Source organism: Streptomyces sp. NPDC057280 (genome assembly GCF_042668605.1).
GTDB lineage: Bacteria > Actinomycetota > Actinomycetes > Streptomycetales > Streptomycetaceae > Streptomyces.
This window is the reverse complement of record NZ_JBHUYR010000002.1, coordinates 422,310-442,179: the sequence shown is the minus strand read 5'-3', so window position 1 is coordinate 442,179 and position 19,870 is coordinate 422,310. Positions and strand designations below refer to the sequence as shown.

General features: G+C 71.7%; 19 protein-coding genes. 12 read left to right on the top strand and 7 right to left on the bottom strand.

What is annotated here, in order from left to right; all coding sequences use genetic code 11:
• Position 1: 1 nt before the first annotated feature.
• Positions 2–1,483, bottom strand: a complete 1,482-nt coding sequence (locus ACFUO4_RS12605) for an FAD-dependent monooxygenase (protein WP_383483256.1) — start codon at positions 1,481–1,483, stop codon at positions 2–4.
• Positions 1,484–1,636: 153 nt separating this feature from the next.
• On the opposite strand from ACFUO4_RS12605, the gene ACFUO4_RS12600 reads away from it, so the two are divergent.
• Positions 1,637–2,224, top strand: a complete 588-nt coding sequence (locus tag ACFUO4_RS12600; RefSeq protein ID WP_079308463.1) for a TetR family transcriptional regulator — start codon at positions 1,637–1,639, stop codon at positions 2,222–2,224.
• 177 nt (positions 2,225–2,401) lie between these two features.
• Here ACFUO4_RS12600 and ACFUO4_RS12595 read toward each other — a convergent pair whose 3' ends face one another.
• The 3 genes from ACFUO4_RS12595 to ACFUO4_RS12585 all read right to left on the bottom strand — a co-directional run bounded on the left by ACFUO4_RS12595 (position 2,402) and on the right by ACFUO4_RS12585 (position 5,025).
• A complete protein-coding gene (locus ACFUO4_RS12595; protein WP_383483253.1) occupies positions 2,402–2,677 on the bottom strand; it encodes a hypothetical protein in 276 nt (91 codons plus the stop codon).
• A gap of 71 nt (positions 2,678–2,748) precedes the next feature.
• Positions 2,749–4,821, bottom strand: coding sequence for a 4-alpha-glucanotransferase (gene malQ / locus ACFUO4_RS12590; RefSeq protein WP_383483250.1), 2,073 nt, complete (start codon positions 4,819–4,821; stop codon positions 2,749–2,751).
• Positions 4,822–5,025: a hypothetical protein gene (locus tag ACFUO4_RS12585; protein ID WP_079308461.1), complete on the bottom strand. Its 204-nt coding sequence runs from the start codon at positions 5,023–5,025 to the stop codon at positions 4,822–4,824.
• Positions 5,026–5,224: 199 nt separating this feature from the next.
• Here ACFUO4_RS12585 and ACFUO4_RS12580 point away from each other — a divergent pair, with 199 nt between their 5' ends.
• The 3 genes from ACFUO4_RS12580 to ACFUO4_RS12570 are packed head-to-tail and all read left to right on the top strand — an operon-like array spanning position 5,225 to position 7,808.
• Positions 5,225–5,758 (top strand): PadR family transcriptional regulator, encoded by a 534-nt coding sequence (locus tag ACFUO4_RS12580; protein WP_383483247.1) that lies wholly within the window; start codon positions 5,225–5,227, stop codon positions 5,756–5,758.
• Positions 5,755–6,441 (top strand): ABC transporter ATP-binding protein, encoded by a 687-nt coding sequence (locus tag ACFUO4_RS12575; RefSeq protein ID WP_383483244.1) that lies wholly within the window; start codon positions 5,755–5,757, stop codon positions 6,439–6,441. Before ACFUO4_RS12580 ends, ACFUO4_RS12575 begins: the two co-directional genes overlap by 4 nt.
• Positions 6,438–7,808, top strand: coding sequence for an ABC transporter permease (locus tag ACFUO4_RS12570; RefSeq protein ID WP_383483241.1), 1,371 nt, complete (start codon positions 6,438–6,440; stop codon positions 7,806–7,808). The genes ACFUO4_RS12575 and ACFUO4_RS12570 overlap by 4 nt, the downstream gene beginning before the upstream one ends.
• A 107-nt stretch (positions 7,809–7,915) precedes the next feature.
• Here the strand turns inward: ACFUO4_RS12570 and ACFUO4_RS12565 are convergent, their stop codons facing one another.
• Positions 7,916–8,452, bottom strand: a complete 537-nt coding sequence (locus ACFUO4_RS12565) for an HNH endonuclease (RefSeq protein WP_079308460.1) — start codon at positions 8,450–8,452, stop codon at positions 7,916–7,918.
• Positions 8,453–8,744: 292 nt separating this feature from the next.
• Here ACFUO4_RS12565 and ACFUO4_RS12560 point away from each other — a divergent pair, with 292 nt between their 5' ends.
• On the top strand, positions 8,745–9,839 hold the full coding sequence (locus tag ACFUO4_RS12560; RefSeq protein WP_383483237.1) for a mechanosensitive ion channel domain-containing protein: 1,095 nt from the start codon (positions 8,745–8,747) through the stop codon (positions 9,837–9,839).
• Between the two features lie 52 nt (positions 9,840–9,891).
• Here the strand turns inward: ACFUO4_RS12560 and ACFUO4_RS12555 are convergent, their stop codons facing one another.
• Positions 9,892–10,326 carry a hypothetical protein gene (locus tag ACFUO4_RS12555; protein WP_383483234.1) on the bottom strand — a complete coding sequence of 145 codons (435 nt, stop codon included), beginning with the start codon at positions 10,324–10,326 and terminating at the stop codon, positions 9,892–9,894.
• 127 nt (positions 10,327–10,453) lie between these two features.
• Positions 10,454–11,071, bottom strand: coding sequence for a hypothetical protein (locus ACFUO4_RS12550; protein WP_383483231.1), 618 nt, complete (start codon positions 11,069–11,071; stop codon positions 10,454–10,456).
• A 301-nt stretch (positions 11,072–11,372) separates the two neighbouring features.
• Here ACFUO4_RS12550 and ACFUO4_RS12545 point away from each other — a divergent pair, with 301 nt between their 5' ends.
• The 7 genes from ACFUO4_RS12545 to ACFUO4_RS12515 all read left to right on the top strand — a co-directional run bounded on the left by ACFUO4_RS12545 (position 11,373) and on the right by ACFUO4_RS12515 (position 19,869).
• Positions 11,373–12,566, top strand: coding sequence for an ROK family transcriptional regulator (locus tag ACFUO4_RS12545; RefSeq protein ID WP_079308456.1), 1,194 nt, complete (start codon positions 11,373–11,375; stop codon positions 12,564–12,566).
• A gap of 43 nt (positions 12,567–12,609) precedes the next feature.
• The gene (locus ACFUO4_RS12540) at positions 12,610–13,941 is read left to right on the top strand and encodes an ABC transporter substrate-binding protein (protein WP_079308455.1); all 1,332 of its coding nucleotides are present in this window, start codon (positions 12,610–12,612) and stop codon (positions 13,939–13,941) included.
• Entirely contained in the window at positions 13,941–14,882 is a 942-nt protein-coding gene (locus ACFUO4_RS12535; protein ID WP_383483226.1) for a carbohydrate ABC transporter permease, read from the top strand. The genes ACFUO4_RS12540 and ACFUO4_RS12535 overlap by 1 nt, the downstream gene beginning before the upstream one ends.
• Positions 14,883–14,885: 3 nt before the next feature.
• Positions 14,886–15,779, top strand: coding sequence for a carbohydrate ABC transporter permease (locus ACFUO4_RS12530; protein ID WP_383483223.1), 894 nt, complete (start codon positions 14,886–14,888; stop codon positions 15,777–15,779).
• A gap of 7 nt (positions 15,780–15,786) precedes the next feature.
• A complete protein-coding gene (locus ACFUO4_RS12525; RefSeq protein WP_383483220.1) occupies positions 15,787–17,052 on the top strand; it encodes a 6-phospho-beta-glucosidase in 1,266 nt (421 codons plus the stop codon).
• Positions 17,043–18,014, top strand: a complete 972-nt coding sequence (locus tag ACFUO4_RS12520; RefSeq protein WP_383483217.1) for an N-acetylglucosamine kinase — start codon at positions 17,043–17,045, stop codon at positions 18,012–18,014. The genes ACFUO4_RS12525 and ACFUO4_RS12520 overlap by 10 nt, the downstream gene beginning before the upstream one ends.
• A gap of 439 nt (positions 18,015–18,453) precedes the next feature.
• Positions 18,454–19,869, top strand: a complete 1,416-nt coding sequence (locus ACFUO4_RS12515; RefSeq protein WP_383485628.1) for a hypothetical protein — start codon at positions 18,454–18,456, stop codon at positions 19,867–19,869.
• The last annotated feature ends 1 nt before the right edge of the window (position 19,870 follow it).

The following is a 19,870-nucleotide window of genomic DNA, read 5'->3' as shown; positions in this document are numbered from 1 at the left end:
GTCAGTCACCGAGGTGGGCGATGAGGGCCGCCTCGATCTGCGCCGGGTTCGCCGAGTCCGCCGCCCAGGCCACGTATCCGTCGGGGCGTACCAGCACGGTCATGCGGCGGTCGCTCGTCCAGTGGGCCACCGTCAGCCGGTCCTTGCGGGCGCCTTGGTCGTCGTACGCCTCCGGGGTGATCAGTACGAACCGGCCGCCGCGCAGGGCCTCGTAGAGGCGGCCGCCGGTCAGGGCGACGTCGGGGACGCGGGTGCCGGTGAGGCGGTGGGCGCCCCGGGGGGCGGGGTAGCGGTAGCCGATGCCGGAGACCTGGCCCAGGGCCTTGCGCTGCACCGGCCGGGCCACGTTGACGAACGCCGACACCAGACCCCGCAGCACACGCACCGCCGGGTTCTGCGCGCGGGCCAGCCGGACCAGGCCGCCGCTACTGCGCAGCACCGCCTTGCCCACCGGGTGCCGCTCGGCCTCGTAGGTGTCGAGGAGCCCCTCGGGGGCCCGGCCCTGGACGGCCGCGGCCAGCTTCCAGCCGAGGTTGGCCGCGTCCTGGAGACCGGTGTTCATGCCCTGGCCGCCGGCCGGGGAGTGGACGTGCGCGGCGTCCCCGGCGAGGAAGACCCGGCCGACCCGGTACCGCGGCGCCTGGCGCTCGTCGCTGTGGAACCGGGAGAGCCAGCGGGCGTCGTGCATGCCGTAGTCGGTGCCCAGCGCACGGCGCGTGACCTCCTTGATCTCGTCCAGGTCGAGCGGGGCGTCGTCGGGGACCTCGTGGCGGCGGTTCCAGCCCATCACCCGGTACCAGCCGTCACCGAAGGAGGCGATCATCGCGAAGGCGTCGTCCGCACCGTTGACCGTGAGGACATCCTCGGGCTTCTCGGCGAGCCGGACGTCGGCGAGGAAGAGGGACTTGATGACGGCGACGCCGGGGAAGTCCACGCCGATCGCGCGGCGCACGGCGCTGTGGTGGCCGTCGGTGCCGACGACGTACTCCGCGCGGAGCGTGACGGTCACCCCGTCGGGGCCGCGTACGTCGAGGTCGACCCCGGCGTCGTCCTGCCGCAGCCCGACGACCTCGCTCTCGTACCGGAACTCCACCCCGGCCTCCCGCGCCCGCCGCTCCAGCAGCCGCTCGACCTCGTACTGCGGGGTGATGAGCAGGAACGGGAAGCGGGACTCCAGGGTCCCGAGGTCGAGCGACAGCCGGCGGAAGAGACGCAGGCCGGTGATGGTGTCGCCGGTGGCCAGCAGGTCGTCGGCGAGGCCGCGGGCGTCGAGCTGCTCCAGGGTGCGGGCGTGGACGCCGAAGGCCCGGGAGAGGTTGCTGATCCGGTGCGGGCGCTTCTCGACGAGGGTGACCGGGACGCCGGCGGCGGCGAGGTCACCGGCGAGGAGCAGGCCGGTGGGGCCGGAGCCGACGACGATCACGGGGTGCGTGGTGCTGTCGGTGCCGATGTCGGTGCCTGTTCCGGTGCCGGTGCCGTTCATGAGGGGCCTCCTATATGCCAACACTCGTAGGCCAACGTTTGTTTGCCAACGCTTGTTGACGAGAGTAGGACCGGGCGCGGCGCGAAGTCAACAGCTGTTGGCAAAATCGACCAACGGTTGTTGGCAAACGAATGTTGGCCTACGCTCGTGGGCATGACCGGCACCACGACCTCCACCTCCCGCTCCCGCCCCCGCCGCTCCGACGCGACCCGTGACGCGATCCTCGTCGCGGCCCGGGAGCGGTTCGCCACCGACGGGTACGAGCGGGCCACCATCCGCGCCATCGCCAAGGACGCGAACATCGATCCGTCGATGGTGATGCGCTACTACGGCAACAAGGAGGGCCTGTTCGCGGCGGCCGTCGCCGTGGACCTGCAGCTGCCGGACATCGGCGGACTGTCCCCGCAGGACGTCGGCGCGGTCCTGGTGCGGCACTTCCTCGACATGTGGGAGGGCGACGAGGTGCTCACCGCCCTGCTCCGGGTCGGCGCCACGAATCAGGCCGGGGCCGAGCGCATGCAGGGCATCTTCCGGGACCAGTTGCTGCCGGTGGCCCGGCAGGTGTGCCCCGATCCGGAGCAGATCCCGGTGCGGGCCGCGCTCACGGCGTCGCAGCTGCTCGGGCTGGCGCTCACCCGGTACGTGCTGCGGATCCCGCCGGCGGTGGCGCTGCACCCCGAGGAGATCGTGGCGTGGCTGGGGCCGACGGTGCAGCGGTACCTCACGGCGCCGAGCCCCTGAGAAGACGGGCCGGGAAGCCCGGGGAGACGGGCCCGGGAACACGGCCCCGGGAACACACCGAGGGCGCCGGCCTGACCCCGTACGGCGGATGCGCGTACGCGGGACAGGGCCGGCGCCCTCGTGAAACCTGCGGTGACCTGTGGAGCCGTACCCTCGGCCCCTCAGTCCCTCACCGGGTCAGGCGTTGGCCTTGGCCTTCGCCTTGCTCTTGGGCGAGCTCACCCGGTGGTCCGCGTGCGACTTGTCCAGGACCAGCACCAGGCCCGCGATGACCCCGAAGATCACGAGCGGGGCCGCGACGAAGAGCCCCAGCGTCTCGATGACGCTCAGGCCGGACCCGGGGTCGTCACCGTCGTCCCGGGTGAGCGCGAGCGCGGGAGACGTCATGAGCAGCATCATCAGCGTCGTACCGGCAGCCAGGGCACCGGCGCGCAGGGCGTTCTTCTTGTCCACGGTGCCAAAGTATCTAACGCCGGTTGAGCCCGCGCGCCCGGGGGTGCGTATGAGGCGGCCACGCCCCGGTCTCAGCCCCCGCTCCCCTTCTCCCGCAGCACCTCCACCAACGCGTACAGCCGGGGCTCCCCCGCCAGCTCCTCCAGCGTCACCGCCCTCCCTTCCGCGTCCGCGATCGGCAGCCGCCAGTTCGGGTACTGGTCCCAGGTGCCCGGCAGGTTCTGCGGCCGCCGGTCCCCGACCGCGTCCGGCAGCCAGACGCCGACCAGCCGAGCGGGCGTGCGCAGCAGGAACCGGTGCACGGCCTGCACCTCGGCCTCCTCGGTGGAGGTCCCGCGCCCGCCTCCCGCAGCGTGCAGCAGCCCCAGCCGTGCCAGCACCTCCAGCCACTCCCCGGTGTCGGCGGCGGCCTCGGCCCGTTCCTCGGCCAGCCCGCGCGTCAGCAGCCCCAGCCGGTGCCGGAGTTCGACGTGTTCACCGGTGAGCCGGGCGGCGGTGGACGGCAGGTCGTGGGTGGTGGCGGTGGCCAGGCAGTCCGCGCGCCAGCGTTCCGGTGGCAGGGGCCGGCCGTCGCCCTCCCAGTCCCGCTCGAACCAGAGCACCGACGTGCCGAGCACCCCTCGCTCACGCAGCGTCTCGCGCACCCCGGGCTCCACGGTCCCCAGGTCCTCGCCGATGACCATCGCCCCGGCCCGTGAGGCCTCCAGCACCAGGATCGCGAGCATGGCCTCGGCGTCGTAGCGGACGTAGGTGCCCTCGGTCGGCGGCAGTCCCTGCGGGACCCACCACAGCCGGAACAGGCCCATCACGTGGTCGATGCGCAACGCGCCGGCATAGCGGAACAGGGCGCGCAGCAGACGGCGGTAGGGCGCGTAGCCGGACTCGGCGAGGCGGTCGGGGCGCCAGGGCGGCAGCCCCCAGTCCTGGCCGCGCGCGTTGAAGGCGTCCGGCGGCGCGCCGACCGACATCCCGGCGGCGAAGTACTCCTGCTGCGCCCAGGTGTCGGCGCCCTGCGGGTGCACGCCGACGGCGAGGTCGTGGACGACACCGACGCCCATCCCGGCGTCGCGGGCGGCACGCTGGGCGGCGGCGAGCTGGGCGTCGGTGAGCCAGGCGAGCCAGGACCAGAAGTCGACGCGGTCCATCAACTCGGCGCGGGCGCGGGCGGTTTCCCGGGACCGGGGGTCGCGCAGCGCGGCCGGCCAGCGGCTCCAGTCCGAGCCGTGCACCTCCGCGAGCGCGCACCAGGTGGCGTGATCCTCGAGGGCCTCGCCCTCCTGGGCGAGGAAGTCGGCGTAGGCGGCGCGCCGGCCGGGGCCGAGGGGGACTTCGTGGACGAGTTCGAGCGCCTCGCGCTTGAGCTCCCACACCGCGTCCCGGTCGATCAACGCCCCTTTCTCCAGCACCGCTTCCCGCAGGTGCGCGGCCCGTTCCGTCAGCGCGCGGACGCGGTCGCGGTCGGGGACGTACGGGTACTCGTCGATGTCCTCGACGCGCAGATGCACCGGGTCGGGGAAGCGGCGGGAGGAGGGACGGTAGGGCGAGGGGTCGGTGGGGGCGCCGGGAACGGCCGCGTGCAACGGGTTGACCTGCACGAATCCGGCGCCGAGCGCGCGTCCGGCCCAGGCGGTGAGTTCGCCGAGGTCGCCGAGGTCGCCCATGCCCCAGGAGCGGCGGGAGAGCAGGGAGTAGAGCTGGACGAGCAGTCCGTAGGAGCGTCCGGTGGGGGTGGGGAGCCGGGCGGGGGCGACGACCAGATGGGCCTCGGCGACCCGGCCGTCCGGCGCGGTGGCGGTCAACCGGTGGACTCCGGGCGGGAGTTGGTCGACGGCGGAGCGGGTCTCGCCCTGCTCGGTGGTGATGCGCAGCCGGGTGCCGTCGGGGAGGGCGTCGAGGGCGGCGGACGGGGTGCCGCTCCAGCACACGACCGTCGGCGGCAGCAGCCGGGCGCGCAGCTCGCGTTCGCGGGCGGCCAGCGCCGCCGCGGGGTCGGCGGTGTCGACGCCGAGGGCGGTGAGGGTGCGGGTGACGGCGGCGGCCGAGGCGGCGACGGTGCGGTCGGGGGCGGGACTGTAGGAGGTGGCGACGCCGTGCAGCCCGGCAAGCCGGGAGAGGTCCTCGGACGGGGGCTCGGCAGCGGTCATCTACAGCTCCGCATCGGCATAGGACTCGCTGGTCAACGGGGCGGCGTCGGCCAGCGGCGGCTCGCTGGTCAGGGGCTCGGCGTCGGGCAGGGGCGGTTCGCTGGTCAGCGGGGTCTCGGCGCAGGCGCCCTCGGCGCTGAAGACGCAGTCGTGCGCGCCGAGGAACGCCTCGGGTTTGGAGAGGGGGTGTGCCGGTGCGGCCACGGGGGCCTCCTTGTGGGGAGTGTCCTGTACGACGTGCGGATACCGCAGCCCTACCCAGCGGAAGCGACGACAGACGTGCGGAGGCGAACAACGCGGCTCTCGTCACATTCTGTCCGTTCCGAGGAGCCCCGCAAGATCACTTCACCTCGCCCGTCTTCACTATTCACTCAGTACATGTATCGAGTGCATAATGATCGCCATGAGCACCCGCCACATCCTGCTGGGGCTGCTCGCCTCGGGGTCGAGCCATGGCTACGACCTGAAGCGGCGCCACGACGAACGTTTCCCGCAGGCCCGTCCACTGGCCTACGGGCAGGTCTACACGACCCTGCAGCGCCTGGTCCGCGACGGTCTCGCCGAGGTCGACGCCACCGAGTCCGACGGCGGCCCGGAGCGTACGACGTACCGTGCGACGGCCGACGGGGAGCGGGAACTCGCCCGGTGGGCCGCGGAGATCGCCCCGCCGGCGCCCTTCGTCACCAACGAGATCTTCGCCAAGGTCGTCGTCTCGATCCTCTCCGACGGCGACCCGGACGCCTATCTGCGCGCCCAACGCGCCGCCCACATGGGCCGGATGCGGGAGCTCACCCAGGTCAAGACCGCCAAGGACGCCGATCTCGCGACCGTCCTCTCGGCGGACTACGCCCTCAACCACCTTGACGCCGACCTCCGTTGGATGACCACGACGGCGGCCCGGCTGACCACTCTGACCGCGGAGGTCGACACAGCATGAGCACCACAGTGCCGCTCCTGGCGGCGCGTGACCTCGTGAAGGCGCACGGCCCGACCGAGGCCCTGCGCGGCGCCTCGCTCGACCTGCGGGCCGGCGAGATCCTGGCCGTCACCGGCGCCAGCGGCAGCGGGAAGTCGACGCTGCTGCACTGTCTCGCGGGCATCGTCCGCCCGGACGAGGGCACGGTGAGCTACGCCGGGGAGCGGCTCCACACCCTGCCGGAGAAGCGGCTGAGCGAGCTGCGGCGCACGGAGTTCGGGGTGGTGTTCCAGTTCGGGCAGCTCATCCCCGAGCTGACGGCGCTCGACAACGTGGCCCTGCCGCTGATGCTGGCGGGCGCGGCCCGCAAGGACGCCCAGGCCCGGGCCCGGGAGTGGCTGGAGCGGTTCGGCGTGCTGGGGCAGGAGGCGTTGCGGCCGGGCGAGATGAGCGGTGGCCAGGCCCAGCGGACCGCGCTGGCCCGGGCCCTGGTCACCGGCCCGAAGGTGGTCTTCGCGGACGAGCCGACAGGGGCGCTGGACTCGCTGGCGGGCGAGCAGGTGATGACGGCCCTGGTGCACACGGCCCGCGAGGCGGGCACCGCGGTCCTGCTGATCACCCATGACGCCCAGGTGGCGGCGTACGCGGACCGCGAGGTACGGCTGAGCGACGGCACGGTGGTTGCGCAGGAGGTGTCGGCGTGACCACATGGACGCGACTGAGCGCCGATCTGCGCCTCGCCTGGCTGCTCACCCGGGGCTCGGACCGCCGGGAGGGGTGGCGGGTCCTGCTCATCGCCGTCGGGGCGGCACTGGCGACCGGCCTGGGGCTGGTGATCGCCGCCCTCGTGCCGCTGGAGGGGCAGCTCACCGTGCCGGTCGGCGGCGGGCTGCTCGACCAGCCCGGTACCCGGGTCGGCGTGATCGCCGCACTGCTGCTGCTGTTCATACCGGTGCTCGGGTTCGTGGGCCAGTGCGCCCGCATCGGCGCCGTGCACCGCGACCGGCGGCTGGCCGCGCTGCGGCTCGCGGGGGCCACCCCCGCGCAGACGCGGCGGATCGCCGCGCTGGAGTCGGGGCTGGCCTGTCTGCTGGCGGCGGCGGTGACCACGGTGTTCTGCGTGCCGGCCCTGCTCCGGATCTGGCGGCACCCCGACCCGGCGGCCTGGGCGGGCATCGCGGTGGTGGCGCTCGGGGTGCCGGTGCTGGGCGCGGCGGTGAGCGCGCTGGCGCTGCGCCGGCTGATCGCCTCGCCACTGGGCTGGGTACGGCGGGTGCGGCCGGCCCGGGGTCCGGGACGGCTGTTCCGGGCGGCGACCGCGCTGCTCGTGCTCCTCGCGGTGTATGTGGCGGCCGCGCCTGTCTTCGGCAACCCGCTCCCGTTCACGCTGGGCCCGGTCACGATCTTCGCGATGTGTCTGCTGGTCGGGGCGGTGGCCGTGTGGCTGACCGGCGCCTCGGCCCGGCAACTCGGCGAGGGCCTGGCCGCCCGCGCCAAGAGCCCGGCGGTGCTGATCGCGGCGGAACGGCTGCGCGACGACCCGTGGGCGGCGGCCCGTACCCATGCCGCGGTGCTGCTGGTGACGGTCGTCGGCTCGGGGTTCCTGGGGGTACGGCAGGTGATGCTGTCGGTCCTGCACGAGCGGGGGAGCCACTACGCGGAGGGGATCGGCTTCTACGAGAACGGTCTGAACCTCACGGGCCTCGCCGTTCTCGTCGCCCTCGCCCTGGTGCTCACCGCGCTCGCCGTCGGCACCGCCGAGTCCGTCGCCAGCCGGCGCCGGGGCCTGGCCGCGCAGACCGCGAGCGGAGTGCCGTACTCGGTGCTGGCGAAGGCCACCCTGCTGGAGACCGCGATCCCGCTGGCCCCCGCCACCGTGGTGGCCGGGCTCGGCGGGATGACGATCGGGATCTGGTACGCCTCGTCCGCCTCCGAGCACGGGGCGCCGGAGGTGCCGTACATGGCGCTGTTCGTCCCGGTGGCCGTGTACGCGGCGAGCCTGCTGGCCGCCGCGACCTCGCTGCCGCTGCTGCGCCGCTCACTGCGTCCGGCGGAGCTGCGGTACACGTGAGACGGGCGTGATCACCGCCTCGTAGGCGCACACGACTGTTGTCCCGGGGGCACGGGGGACCCCCGGGACAGCACACCCACGGGACAACACGAAGGCCCGGATCGTCGTCAGGCGGAGATGCCGTCGATCCGGGCCAGGGCGTCGTCCGCGCCGTACGGCTGCAGGTACGGCAGCCAGCGCGGGTCCCTGTGCCCGGTGCCGATGATGCGCCAGGCCAGGCCGGTGGGCGGAGCGGGTTTGTGGCGCAGCCGCCAGCCGATCTCGAACAGGTGTCGGTCGGCCTTCACGTGGTTGCAGCGGCGGCACGAGGCCACCACGTTGTCCCAGACGTGCTTGCCCCCGCGGCTGCGCGGGATGACGTGGTCGACGCTGGTTGCGACGCCACCGCAGTACATGCACCGGCCTCCGTCCCGCGCGAAGAGCGCACGACGGGTAAGAGGAACGGGCCCCCGATAGGGAACCCGGACGAATCGCTTGAGCCGGACCACGCTTGGTGCGGGGACTGTGACGGTTGCGCTGTGCATGAAGGCGCCGGACTCCTCGAGGCACACGGCCTTGTTTTCGAGCACGAGGATGAGCGCGCGGCGGAGCGGTACGACGCCCAGTGGCTCGTACGACGCGTTGAGGACCAGGACATGCGGCACGGATGCCTCCTTGGGCGTCGGCGGCGCGTGGCTCGCGCCGGGACGATCTGTAGTCAGTCTCCCCTCATGCCTGGTGGAAGCGCCACCATCTCCCGGTAACGGGCTGGGAGTGTTTTCGACCACACCTGCGACCACTGCTTTCTTCATCCCCAGGTGAGCACGGTCTCTCCCTCGAACATTGCAACGATCCCCACACGATGCACCGTTAGTGTGGTGGGTCTGCCGCCCGGTGACCTTTCCGTGACCTTGACCATCCGCCGGGCGTCGGACGCTGCACCTGGAGGTACCTGCCGTGTCCTTGCCCGCCGTCCTACTGGCCGCGACCGCGACCCCGTCGCCCTCTCCGTCGGAGAGCGGGGCCGCGACCGTCCCCTCGCTCCAGGACGCCCAGGAGAGCGCGACGAACGCAGCGAGCTGGGTCGAGCAGAACTGGTCGACCTGGCTGGCGATCGGTCTGCGCGTGCTGCTGATCCTGGTGATAGCGGCGGTGCTGAGAGTGGTGGTGCGGCGGGCGATCACCAAGCTGATAGACCGCATGAACCGCACGGTCCAGGCGGTCGACGGCACGAGCCTCGGCGGTCTGCTGGTGAACGTCGAGCGCCGCCGTCAGCGCTCGCAGGCGATCGGCTCGGTGCTGCGTTCGGTGGCCAGCTTCCTGATCATGGGCACGGCCGCGCTGATGATCCTCTCCACCTTCGCGATCAATCTCGCCCCGCTGCTGGCCTCCGCCGGTGTCGCGGGCGTCGCCATCGGTTTCGGCGCCCGCAACCTGGTCACGGACTTCCTCTCCGGCGTCTTCATGATCCTGGAGGACCAGTACGGCGTCGGCGACACCATCGACGCGGGCGTGGCCGCCGGAGAGGTCATCGAGGTCGGCCTGCGCGTGACGAAGCTGCGCGGCGACAACGGCGAGATCTGGTACGTCCGCAACGGCGAGGTCAAGCGCATCGGCAACCTCTCCCAGGGCTGGGCCACGGCCGGCGTCGACGTCACCCTCCGCGCGTCCGAGGACCTGGACAAGGTGAAGGCGACGATCGACGGGGTCGCCGAGCGGATGAGCAAGGAGGAGCCCTGGAACGAGCTCCTGTGGGGCCCGATCGAGGTCCTGGGCCTGGACAGCGTCCTGCTCGACTCGATGGTCGTGCGGGTCTCCGCGAAGACGATGCCGGGCAAGGCCCTGACGGTGGAACGCGAACTGCGCTGGCGCCTCAAGCACGCCTTCGACGCGGCGGACATCGACATCGTCGGCGGCCCGGCCGTGGCGGCGGACCCCGAGCCGGCCCCCGACCCGACGGCGGCCGTGGCGGCCCCCTCGGTCTACTCCAACACCTCGTCCCCCCAGGCCGAGGCGGCCACCCCGCTGGCCCCGCCGAGCGTGCCGAAGTAGCAGCCGTACGAGGAGGGCGGCACCCGGCGTGATCCCGGGCGCCGCCCTTCCGTCATCCCGCGGCCGTCCCCCTCAGCTCCAGCGCCCGCGCCACCTGGCACATCGCGACGTACGACGTGCCCTTGCGCAGGCCGGCCGCGCCGAGGTGGTGCTCGCCCTCGCGGAGGTCGACGCGGACCGTTGCGGCGGCCGCGCCGAAGGACAGGGAGCCGTGCACCGAGTGGTCCGCGCGGCGGCCCGGGCGCCACAGGAAGCGCACCTCCTCCTGACCCTCGCCGGCGATGAGGAAGGCCCGGTCGGAGGAGGCCAGCCGGTCGCGTATGCGCTGCTGCCAGCCGTCGGAGACGTCCGCCGGGCGCAGCAGGTGCGTCTGCCGGTCGTCCAGGACGTGCGCGGAGAACGCGAGTCCGGCCGTCCGCGACCGGTGCCGGAGCCACGCCCACACCAGCGCCGCCCAGAGCAGACTGAGCGTGCCCCAGGTGAGCACCGCGGTCGCCAGTTGTCGCCCCAGGTTGCTCCAGGGAACCCGGCGTCGACGAGCCCGGTCGTCAACTGGACGGCCATCAGCGGCGACTGGACGGCCACGGTCGCCCGCCAGCACGCCAGGAGCAGCTTCATGAGATGTTTCCGCAGGCCAGGGCGTACGCCTCGGTCACCCACCGCTCCTCGTTGCCGTGCTCGGCGGGGTCCACGCCGCACTGCAGCGAGGCGCCGCTGCTGCCGTACCAGGTGCTGACGCTGCCGTACACCGGCGTCGCGGTGCCGCAGTCCGCCGTGAAGGTCGCCTCGACGGCCCGCACGCCCCAGGCGGACACGAAACGGCCCGAGTTTCCCAGGAAATCGGCGACGTCGGGGCGTTCCACGGTCGCGGACGACCGGCCGGGCCGGGCCACCTCGAAGGCGTCTCCGAGGCGCTTGTCGAGGGACGCGAAGATCCGCTCGACCGACGGTCCGGCCCCGCTCGTCTCGACCCGCGGCACCAGTTCCCGCACCCGGATCGGCGACAGCCGCACCTCCCCGGCGTCCTTGCGGACCGTGACGACCCGGGACACCGCGATGAGGGTCCGTTCCTCACTCACCCGCCCCCACCGGATCGCCCCCGTGCAAGCCGGCGCCGGCGTCGGCCGGGTCACCCGCGTCGCCGCCTTCGTGTCGTCCCCGCCGACCCGGCACCCGGACACACCGCCCGCCACCGCGCACGCCAGCACCACCACCGGCACGGCACGTCGCACCGCATTCCTCACGCCCCACCCCCACCGCGCCCCGAACCCACGTTCGCAGCCGATCGATGAAAAGCCGGAAAGCTGTGAAGAAGCACGTCCCTACCTGCGAAAAGGCGTGATCGTGATGAACTCGTTGCGCCCCCGGTACCGGATTCGCAGGTAACGACTCCGTTTCCCGCGAGGACGGTTTCCTTCACCCCCTTGACTCCCTCACGGTCCAGACCTATGTTCCCTGCATCCAACAGGAAACTTTCCTAACAGTCACGGTCCGTAGAGTCTGCTGCGGAACACTCCCGGGAGAGGGGCACACATGGCCGGCACCCCGCGCACACTCCGCGCCATGAACGACCGTGCCGCCCTCGACCTCCTTCTGGAGCACGGGCAGCTGTCCCGCACCCGCATCGGCAAGCTCACCGGCCTGTCCAAGCCGACCGCCTCCCAGCTCCTGGCCCGCCTCGAAGCGGCGGGCCTGGTGCTCGCCGGCGGCACCACCGAGGGACGTCCCGGCCCCAACGCCCAGTTGTACGAGGTGAATCCGGCCGCCGGGTACGCCGCCGGCCTCGACGTCACCCCCGAACGCATCCTCGCCGCCGTCGCCGACATCACCGGCCGCACGATCGGCTCGTACGAACTGCCCACCCCGGGCAGAAGGACCGGCACCCCGGTCGTCCAGCAGGTCACCGACGCCCTCGACGGCGCCCTGAAGGCGGCCGCACTGGTCCGCGCCGACGTCCACCGGCTCGTCATCGGCACCCCCGGCGCCTTCGACCCGGGCACCGGCCGACTGCGCTACGCCTCCCACCTCCCGGGCTGGCACACCCCGGCCCTCCTCGGTGAACTCGCCGCCGCGCTGCCGATGCCGGTGGAGTACGAGAACGACGTCAACCTCGTCGCCGTCGCCGAACAGCGGCTCGGCGCGGCCCGCGGCCACGACGACTTCGTCCTGCTGTGGAACGAGGGCGGCCTCGGCGCGGCCCTCGTCCTCGGCGGCCGGCTGCACCGCGGCTGGACCGGCGGCGCGGGCGAGGTCGGCTTCCTGCCGGTGCCGGGCACCCCGCTGGTACGGCAGGTCACCAAGGCCAACAGCGGCGGCTACCAGGAGCTGGCCGGCTCCCAGGCCGTCCCCCGGCTCGCCCGCGAACTCGGCATCGACGACATCCCGAGCGGCCCATACGCCGAGGTCGCCGCCGCCCTCGTCGCCCGCGCCGCACATTCCGAAGACCCCGCCCACCAGCAGCTGCTGGAGACGTACGCGACCCGCCTCGCCACCGGCCTGGCCTCGCTCGTCTCCGTCCTCGACCCGGAACTCGTCGTCCTGAGCGGCGCCTGCCTCACCGCCGGCGGCGAGCCGCTGCGCGCGCTCGTCCAGTCCGAACTGGCGGAGCTGGCCGCGGCCCGCCCCCACCTCGTCGTCGGCGACGTACTCGAACAGCCCGTGCTGCGCGGCGCGCTGGAGAGCGCGCTGGCAGCCACCCGCGACGAGGTCTTCGACACCTCGCGCTGAGCCTTTCCCTCATCCCCTTTGCTCGCCCCAGGGAGACTTCGCCATGCCCAACCGTGCCCGAACAACGGCTTTTGCCCTGCTTTCCTCTGTCGCTCTCCTGACCACGGCCTGTACCGGCCAGTCGAACTCAGGCGCCGACGACGACGCCTCCAAGGAGACGACCATCAACTTCTGGCACGCCTGGAGCGCGGACTCCGAGGTGACGGCCGTGAAGACCCTGGTCGCCGGATTCGAGAAGGCGCACCCCAACATCCACGTCAACGTCGTCGGCAACATGACCGACGACAAGATCAACCAGGCGCTGCGCGCGGGCGGTTCCAAGGCGCCCGACGTGATCTCGTCCTTCACCACCAACGCCGTCGGCAAGTTCTGCTCCTCCGGCGCCCTGGTCGACCTCAACCCCTTCTTCGAGAAGGCGAAGATCGACCCGGCCACGACGTTCCCGGCGGCGATGAACGAGTACACCCAGTTCGACGGCGACCGCTGCTCGGTCCCGCTCCTCGGCGACGCCTACGGCCTCTACTACAACAAGACGGCCTTCGAGAAGGCGGGCATCAGCGCCCCGCCGAAGACCTGGTCCGAATTCGAGGCCGACGCCAAGAAGCTGACCGTCCCGCAGGGCGACAGCTTCAAGCAGCTCGGCTTCATGCCGAACTACCACGGCTGGGAGACCACGACCGAGCACTACCTGGGCCAGTTCTCCCCCACGTACTTCGACAAGGACGGCAAGTCGACGATCGCGAAGGACCCGGCCGTCGCCGCCGCCTTCACCGTCCAGAAGAAGCTGGTCGACGCCCTCGGCGGCTACCGCAAGCTGGAGACGTACCGCGCCAAGCTCGGCGACGAATGGGGTCCCAAGCACCCCTTCCACACCGGTCAGGTCGCCATGCAGCTCGACGGCGAATGGCGGCTCGGCATGGCCCTGGACGCCAAGCCCGGCTTCGACATCGGCGTCGCCCCGCTGCCCGTCCCCGACGACCAGGCCGACCAGTACGGCAAGGGCTACATCACCGGCACGATCGCCGGCATCGCCGCCACCAGCAAGAAGCAGAACGCGGCCTGGGAGCTGGTCAAGTACATCACCACGGACACCGACGCGGTGGTGAACTTCTCCAACGCGATCCACAACGTGCCCTCCACGCTCGCCGCCCTGAAGTCCCCGAAGCTGAAGTACGACCCGCGCTTCAAGACCTTCCTCGACATCGCGGCGAACCCGCAGTCGACGACCGCCCCGTCCTCGGTCAACGGCGGCGTCTACCTCACCACGATCCAGGAACTCGGCTACGCCTACGAGAGCGGCAAGGTCACCGACCTCCACAAGGGCCTCGCGGACGCGGCGAAGCAGATCGACACGGACATCGCGCAGGCGAAGTGATGGCCACGCTCATCCTGGCGTCGAAGCGCCGCAGGTCGGCGCTGCGCACCCTCGCCTTCATGTCCCCCTGGCTGATCGGCTTCGCGGTCTTCTTCGCGTACCCGCTGATCTCGACGGTCTACTTCTCGTTCATGCACTACGACGGCTTCAGGCCGCCGACGTGGAGCGGCACCCAGAACTGGACCTACGTCTTCGAGCACTACCCGTTCTTCTGGCCGGCCCTGCGCAACACCCTGTGGCTGGTCGTGGTGATGGTCAGTCTCCGGGTCGTGTTCGGCCTCGGGATCGGCCTGCTGATCACGAAGATCAAGACGGGCACGGGGGTCTTCCGCACCCTCTTCTACCTGCCCTACCTCGCCCCGCCGGTGGCGGCGACCATGGCCTTCGCCTTCCTGCTCAACCCCGGTACGGGCCCGGTCAACTCGGTCCTGGAGAAGGTCGGCATCCCGGCACCCGGCTGGTTCAACGACCCCACCTGGTCCAAGCCGGCCCTCACCCTGCTCGCCCTGTGGGGCATCGGCGACCTGATGGTCATCTTCATGGCCGCGCTGCTCGACGTACCCCAGGAGCAGTACGAGGCGGCCGAGTTGGACGGCGCGTCGGCCTGGCAGCGGTTCCGCTACGTCACGCTGCCGAACATCTCGCCGATCGTGATGTTCGCGGTCGTCACCGGCGTGATCCAGACGATGCAGTACTACACCCAGCCCCTGATCGCCGGGAAGGTCGCCTCGGGCGTGATCCAGGGCGCCGGCACCCAGTTCGAGCCCGGCTACCCGGACAAGTCCACGCTCACCCTCCCCCAACTCGTCTACAACCTCGGCTTCCAGCGCTTCGACTACGGCTCCGCGTGTGTCGTCGCCCTCGTCCTCTTCGCCCTGTCGATGGTGTTCACCGCGTTCCTGATGCGGCGCCGGGGCGGCCTGATCCAGGCAGGTGACTGACCGATGACCCAAGTACTGGACAGGCCCACGCAGGTGAAGGCGCCCGCCTCCCCCGCCGAACGAGCGGCCCGCCGCAAGGCACTCCTGGAATGGATCGCCGTCCACTCCCTCGGCCTCGCCGCCGCCCTCTTCTTCACCCTGCCCTTCGTGTTCGTGTTCCTGACCTCCCTCATGAGCGACACCCAGGCCCTCAGCCGGGACCTGATCCCGCACACCTGGGCGTGGGGCAACTACCGCAGGGTCTTCGACACCCCGGGCTTCCTGACCTGGTGGCGCAACACGCTCCTGTACGCGGGCGCGGGCACGGCACTCACCGTCGTCTCCTCGCTGCCCGTGGCGTACGCGCTCGCCAAGTTCCGCTTCCGGGGCCGCAATCTGTCCCTGATGCTGGTGATCTCGATGATGATGCTGCCGCCGCAGGTCGTCATCATCCCGATGTACCTGTTCTGGGCGAAGCAGCTGGACCTCTCCGGCACGCTGTGGCCGCTGATCATCCCGATGGCGTTCGGCGACGCGTTCTCGATCTTCCTGCTCCGCCAGTTCCTGATGACGATCCCGAACGAGTACGTGGACGCGGCGAAGGTCGACGGCTGCGGCGACCTGCGCACCCTCCTCCGCGTCGTCATCCCGATGGCCAAGCCGGGCATCGCCGCGGTGGCCCTGTTCCAGTTCTTCTACGCCTGGAACGACTACTTCGGCCCCCAGATCTACGCCTCGGAGAACCAGAACGCCTGGACCCTCAGCTACGGCCTGGAGTCCTTCAAGGGCATGCACCACACCGACTGGAACCTGACCATGGCCGCGACCGTGCTGGTCATGGCCCCCGTGATCCTCGTGTTCTTCTTCGCGCAGAAGGCGTTCGTCGAGGGCGTGACACTCACCGGAGTGAAGGGTTGATCCCGCAATGAAACTCACCGTGGTAGGCGGCGGTTCGACCTACACCCCCGAACTCATCGACGGCTTCGCCCGCTTGCGGGACACCCTGCCCATCGAGGACCTGGTCCTGGTCGACCCGTCGGCCGAACGCCTCGACCTGGTGGGCGGCCTGGCCCGCCGCATCTTCGCGAAGCAGCACCACGACGGCCGTATCACCACCACCTCCGACCTGGACGCGGCCGTGGACGGCGCCGACGCGGTCCTGCTCCAGCTCCGCGTGGGTGGCCAGGCGGCCCGCGAACAGGACGAGACCTGGCCCCTGGAATGCGGCTGCGTGGGCCAGGAGACAACAGGAGCCGGCGGTCTGGCCAAAGCCCTGCGCACGGTCCCCGTCGTCCTGGACATCGCGGAGCGGGTCCGCCGCGCCAACCCCGACGCCTGGCTGATCGACTTCACCAACCCGGTCGGCATCGTCACCCGGGCCCTCCTCCAGGCGGGCCACAAGGCGGTGGGCCTGTGCAACGTGGCGATCGGCTTCCAGCGCAAGTTCGCGGCCCTGCTCGACGTGGCCCCCTCCGAGGTCCACCTGGACCACGTGGGCCTCAACCACCTCACCTGGGAGACAGCCGTACGCCTGGGCGGCCCCGAGGGCCGGAACGTCCTCCCCGGCCTCCTGACACACCACGGCGAGGCGATAGCGGCGGACCTCCACCTCCCCCGCCCCCTCCTCACCCGCCTCGGCGCGATCCCCTCCTACTACCTCCGCTACTTCTACGCCCATGACGAGGTCGTACGAGAACTACGCACCAAGCCCTCCCGGGCGGCCGAAGTCGCCGCGATGGAGGCCCAGTTGCTGTCGCTCTACGCCGACCCCGCCCTGGACGAGAAGCCGGAGCTCCTGTCCAAGCGCGGCGGCGCGTACTACTCGGAGGCGGCGGTGGACCTGGCCGCGGCCCTGCTCACCGGCGCGGGAAGCCCGTACCAGGTGGTGAACACCCGCAACAACGGCACGCTCCCCTTCCTCCCCGACGACGCGGTGATCGAAGTGCAGGCGGCGGTGGGCCAGAAGGGCCCCACCCCCCTCCCCGTCGCACCCCTGGACCCCCTCTACGCGGGCCTGATCGCCAACGTCACGGCCTACGAGGACCTCGCCCTGGAAGCGGCCCTGCACGGCGGCCGGAACCGCGTCTTCAAGGCGCTGCTCTCGCACCCCCTGATCGGCCAGTACGAGTACGCCGACCACCTCACCGACCGCCTGATCGCACACAACCGGGAGCATCTCGCGTGGGCATGACCGCACGTGTCCTCGCCATAGACGCGGGCAACAGCAAGACGGACGTCGCTGTCCTGGCCGCCGACGGAACGGTCCTGGCCACGGCGCGAGGAGGCGGCTTCCGCCCCCACACGACGGGCGTCGAGGCGGCACTGGACACCGTGGCCGAAGCGGTGGCCGAAGCCTTCACCACGGCCGGAGTCACCACCGCGCACCACATCTCGGCGTGCCTGGCGAACGCGGACTTCCCTTTCGAGGAAGAGCAACTGGCCGAAGCCCTACGGGCCCGCGCCTGGGGCACCACCGTCACGGTCCGCAACGACACCTTCGCCATCCTCCGCGCCGGCGCCGCCGAACCCCGCGGCGTGGCCGTGGTCTGCGGCGCCGGCATCAACTGCGTCGGCATGCGCCCCGACGGCCGCACCGCCCGCTTCCCGGCACTGGGCCGCATCTCCGGCGACTGGGGCGGCGGTTGGGGCCTCGCGGAGGAGGCCATGTGGCACGCGGCAAGGGCGGAGGACGGCCGCGGCGACGCCACCGCCCTGGCCCGCACCCTGCCCGCCCACTTCGGCCTCCCGTCCATGTACGCCCTGATAGAAGCCCTGCACCGAGAGGACATCCACCCCGCCCGACGCCACGAACTCACCCCGGTCCTCTTCACCACAGCAGCCGACGGAGACCCCACGGCCCGCGCCCTGGTGGACCGCCTGGCCGAAGAGGTGGTGGCGATGGCCACGGTGGCCCTGACCCGCCTGGACCTCCTGACGGAGGAGACCCCGGTCCTCCTGGGCGGCGGCGTTCTGGCTGCACGCCACCCCCAACTGGACACGGCAATACGCAACTTGCTCACCACACACGCCCCCAAGGCCGTACCCCAAGTGGTCACGGCAAGCCCGGTCCTGGGAGCGGCACTCCTGGGCTTGGACGACGTAGGGGCACCGGTGACGGCCCAGACGCGAACGAGGGAGCACTACGAGTCCTGACGGACGCACCACGGACCGTTGGTGCGCGACGGCGGGAAGGGGACGTGTCGGGGGGTGTCCGCCCGCAGCGGTTGGCGCGTCAACACGGGCGCCTTATCTGAACGCCCGATTCCGCGCCGTTCCGAGGACGGACACCCCCCGGCGCGGCCCCGCCCCACCCCCAACCGAACCGCACCACGCGAACCCCCACCGAACGCCCGAACCGGGAACCGAACAGATTCCCCCGACGTGTGATTGGGCAGGGGGTGGTGCGGGGCGCTGTGCGGTGCCGGGATTCCGGCACACACGCTGCGATCCGATCAAGATCCAGTGAAGGCCGGTGCGCATTGTCGGTCCCGGCAGCGATACTTGCGGCGACAGATGACCATGGGGGAGGTCAACAGTGACACACCCGCCGAAAAGCAGCGCGGCACCACCACCGAGCCTCGGCATGCCCACGATGCCGGCCGTACCACCGCAACCAGGACCCCAGGCGCAGGGCAACGGCACCCCCACCCCGGCCACCGCCCCCACCGCCCAGGAACCCCGCCGCACCGCGTTCGCCGAGGGCGTCGACCGCCTGCGCCACGCGGCCACCACCGAACCCGGCCGGCTCCGCATCATCGGCGCCTTCCTCGCCGCCCTGGTCCTCGCGTTCGGCGCCGTCACCGCCTGGCAGACGGCCGACCGCGCGGCCGCCGCCGACGACGTCCTCAACAAGAGCCAGCCGCTCAGCAGCGCCGCCGCCGACATCTACCGCAGCCTCGCCGACGCCAACACGGCCGCCTCCAGCGGCTTCCTCGCCGGCGGCCAGGAGACGGCGACCTCCCGCGACCGCTACGAGAAGGACATCGACAAGGCGGCCGCCGGCCTCGTCAAGGCCGCCGCGAACTCGGACCCCGACTCCCCGGCCGCGGCCACGGTCACGAAGCTCAACCGCCTCCTGCCGGAGTACAAGGGCCTCGTGGAGCGCGCCCGCACCTACAACCGCCAGGGCTTCCCGGTCGGCGGCGCGTACCTGCGCTACGCCAACGAGAAGATGCAGAACGACATGCTCCCGGCGGCGGAGGACCTGTACACGAGCGAGAACGAACGCCTGCGCGCCGACTACGACGACGCGACGCCCTACCCGTGGGCGGCGATAGCCCTCGGCGTCCTGGTCCTCGCCGCGCTCGCCTGGGCCCAGCACCGCAACTACCGGCGCACCAACCGGGTCCTGAACCACGGCCTGGTGGCGGCGACCGCCACCGCCACCGTCGTCCTGCTGTGGCTGGTCGTCGGCCACACCGTCGCCCGCGCCGGCCTGAACGACTCCTACGACCACGGCGTCCGCTCCCTCAACGTTCTGCACGACGCCCGCATCGCCTCCCTGAAGGCGCGCGGCAACGAGAACCTCACCCTGGTCGCCCGCGGCGCCGAGACGGTCACGGTGAAGGACGCGAACGGCGTGGAGCAGACGCTGGACGCGTACGACAGCGACTTCCAGAAGGACATGAAGACCCTCGGCGCGGGCCTGGCCGAAGCGGCGAAGCTCGCCGACGACAGCACCGGCGAGAAGCCGGTCACCGCGGCCCAGGGCAACATGACGGAGTGGCAGAACCGCCACAGAGCGGCCCGCGACGAGGACGACAACGGCAACTACGAGGCGGCGCTGAACCGGGTCATCGGTCCCGAGAACGCGACGGGCGAGTGCTTCGACAGCGTCGACGACAATCTCGCCACGGCGATCGCGCACGAGGAGACCGAGTTCAAGCAGGCGGCCGGCGACGGCCTGGACGCGATGACGGGCCTGACCGTGGGCGCGGCGGTGCTCGCCGTCCTGGGCGCGGCCGGCGCGGTCCTCGGCATCGGCCGCAGGCTGTCGGAGTACCGGTGAA

What these genes read in the sequence shown, in the direction of transcription:
- ACFUO4_RS12600 (WP_079308463.1), top strand. Translation starts at nt 1,637, where the DNA reads ATGACCGGCACCACGACCTCCACCTCCCGCTCCCGCCCCCGCCGCTCC.
- ACFUO4_RS12540 (WP_079308455.1), top strand. Translation starts at nt 12,610, where the DNA reads ATGCCCAACCGTGCCCGAACAACGGCTTTTGCCCTGCTTTCCTCTGTC.
- ACFUO4_RS12545 (WP_079308456.1), top strand. Translation starts at nt 11,373, where the DNA reads ATGGCCGGCACCCCGCGCACACTCCGCGCCATGAACGACCGTGCCGCC.
- ACFUO4_RS12515 (WP_383485628.1), top strand. Translation starts at nt 18,454, where the DNA reads ATGCCGGCCGTACCACCGCAACCAGGACCCCAGGCGCAGGGCAACGGC.
- ACFUO4_RS12535 (WP_383483226.1), top strand. Translation starts at nt 13,941, where the DNA reads ATGGCCACGCTCATCCTGGCGTCGAAGCGCCGCAGGTCGGCGCTGCGC.
- ACFUO4_RS12605 (WP_383483256.1), bottom strand. Translation starts at nt 1,483, where the DNA reads ATGAACGGCACCGGCACCGGAACAGGCACCGACATCGGCACCGACAGC.
- ACFUO4_RS12530 (WP_383483223.1), top strand. Translation starts at nt 14,886, where the DNA reads ATGACCCAAGTACTGGACAGGCCCACGCAGGTGAAGGCGCCCGCCTCC.
- ACFUO4_RS12580 (WP_383483247.1), top strand. Translation starts at nt 5,225, where the DNA reads ATGAGCACCCGCCACATCCTGCTGGGGCTGCTCGCCTCGGGGTCGAGC.
- ACFUO4_RS12525 (WP_383483220.1), top strand. Translation starts at nt 15,787, where the DNA reads ATGAAACTCACCGTGGTAGGCGGCGGTTCGACCTACACCCCCGAACTC.
- ACFUO4_RS12575 (WP_383483244.1), top strand. Translation starts at nt 5,755, where the DNA reads ATGAGCACCACAGTGCCGCTCCTGGCGGCGCGTGACCTCGTGAAGGCG.
- malQ (WP_383483250.1), bottom strand. Translation starts at nt 4,821, where the DNA reads ATGACCGCTGCCGAGCCCCCGTCCGAGGACCTCTCCCGGCTTGCCGGG.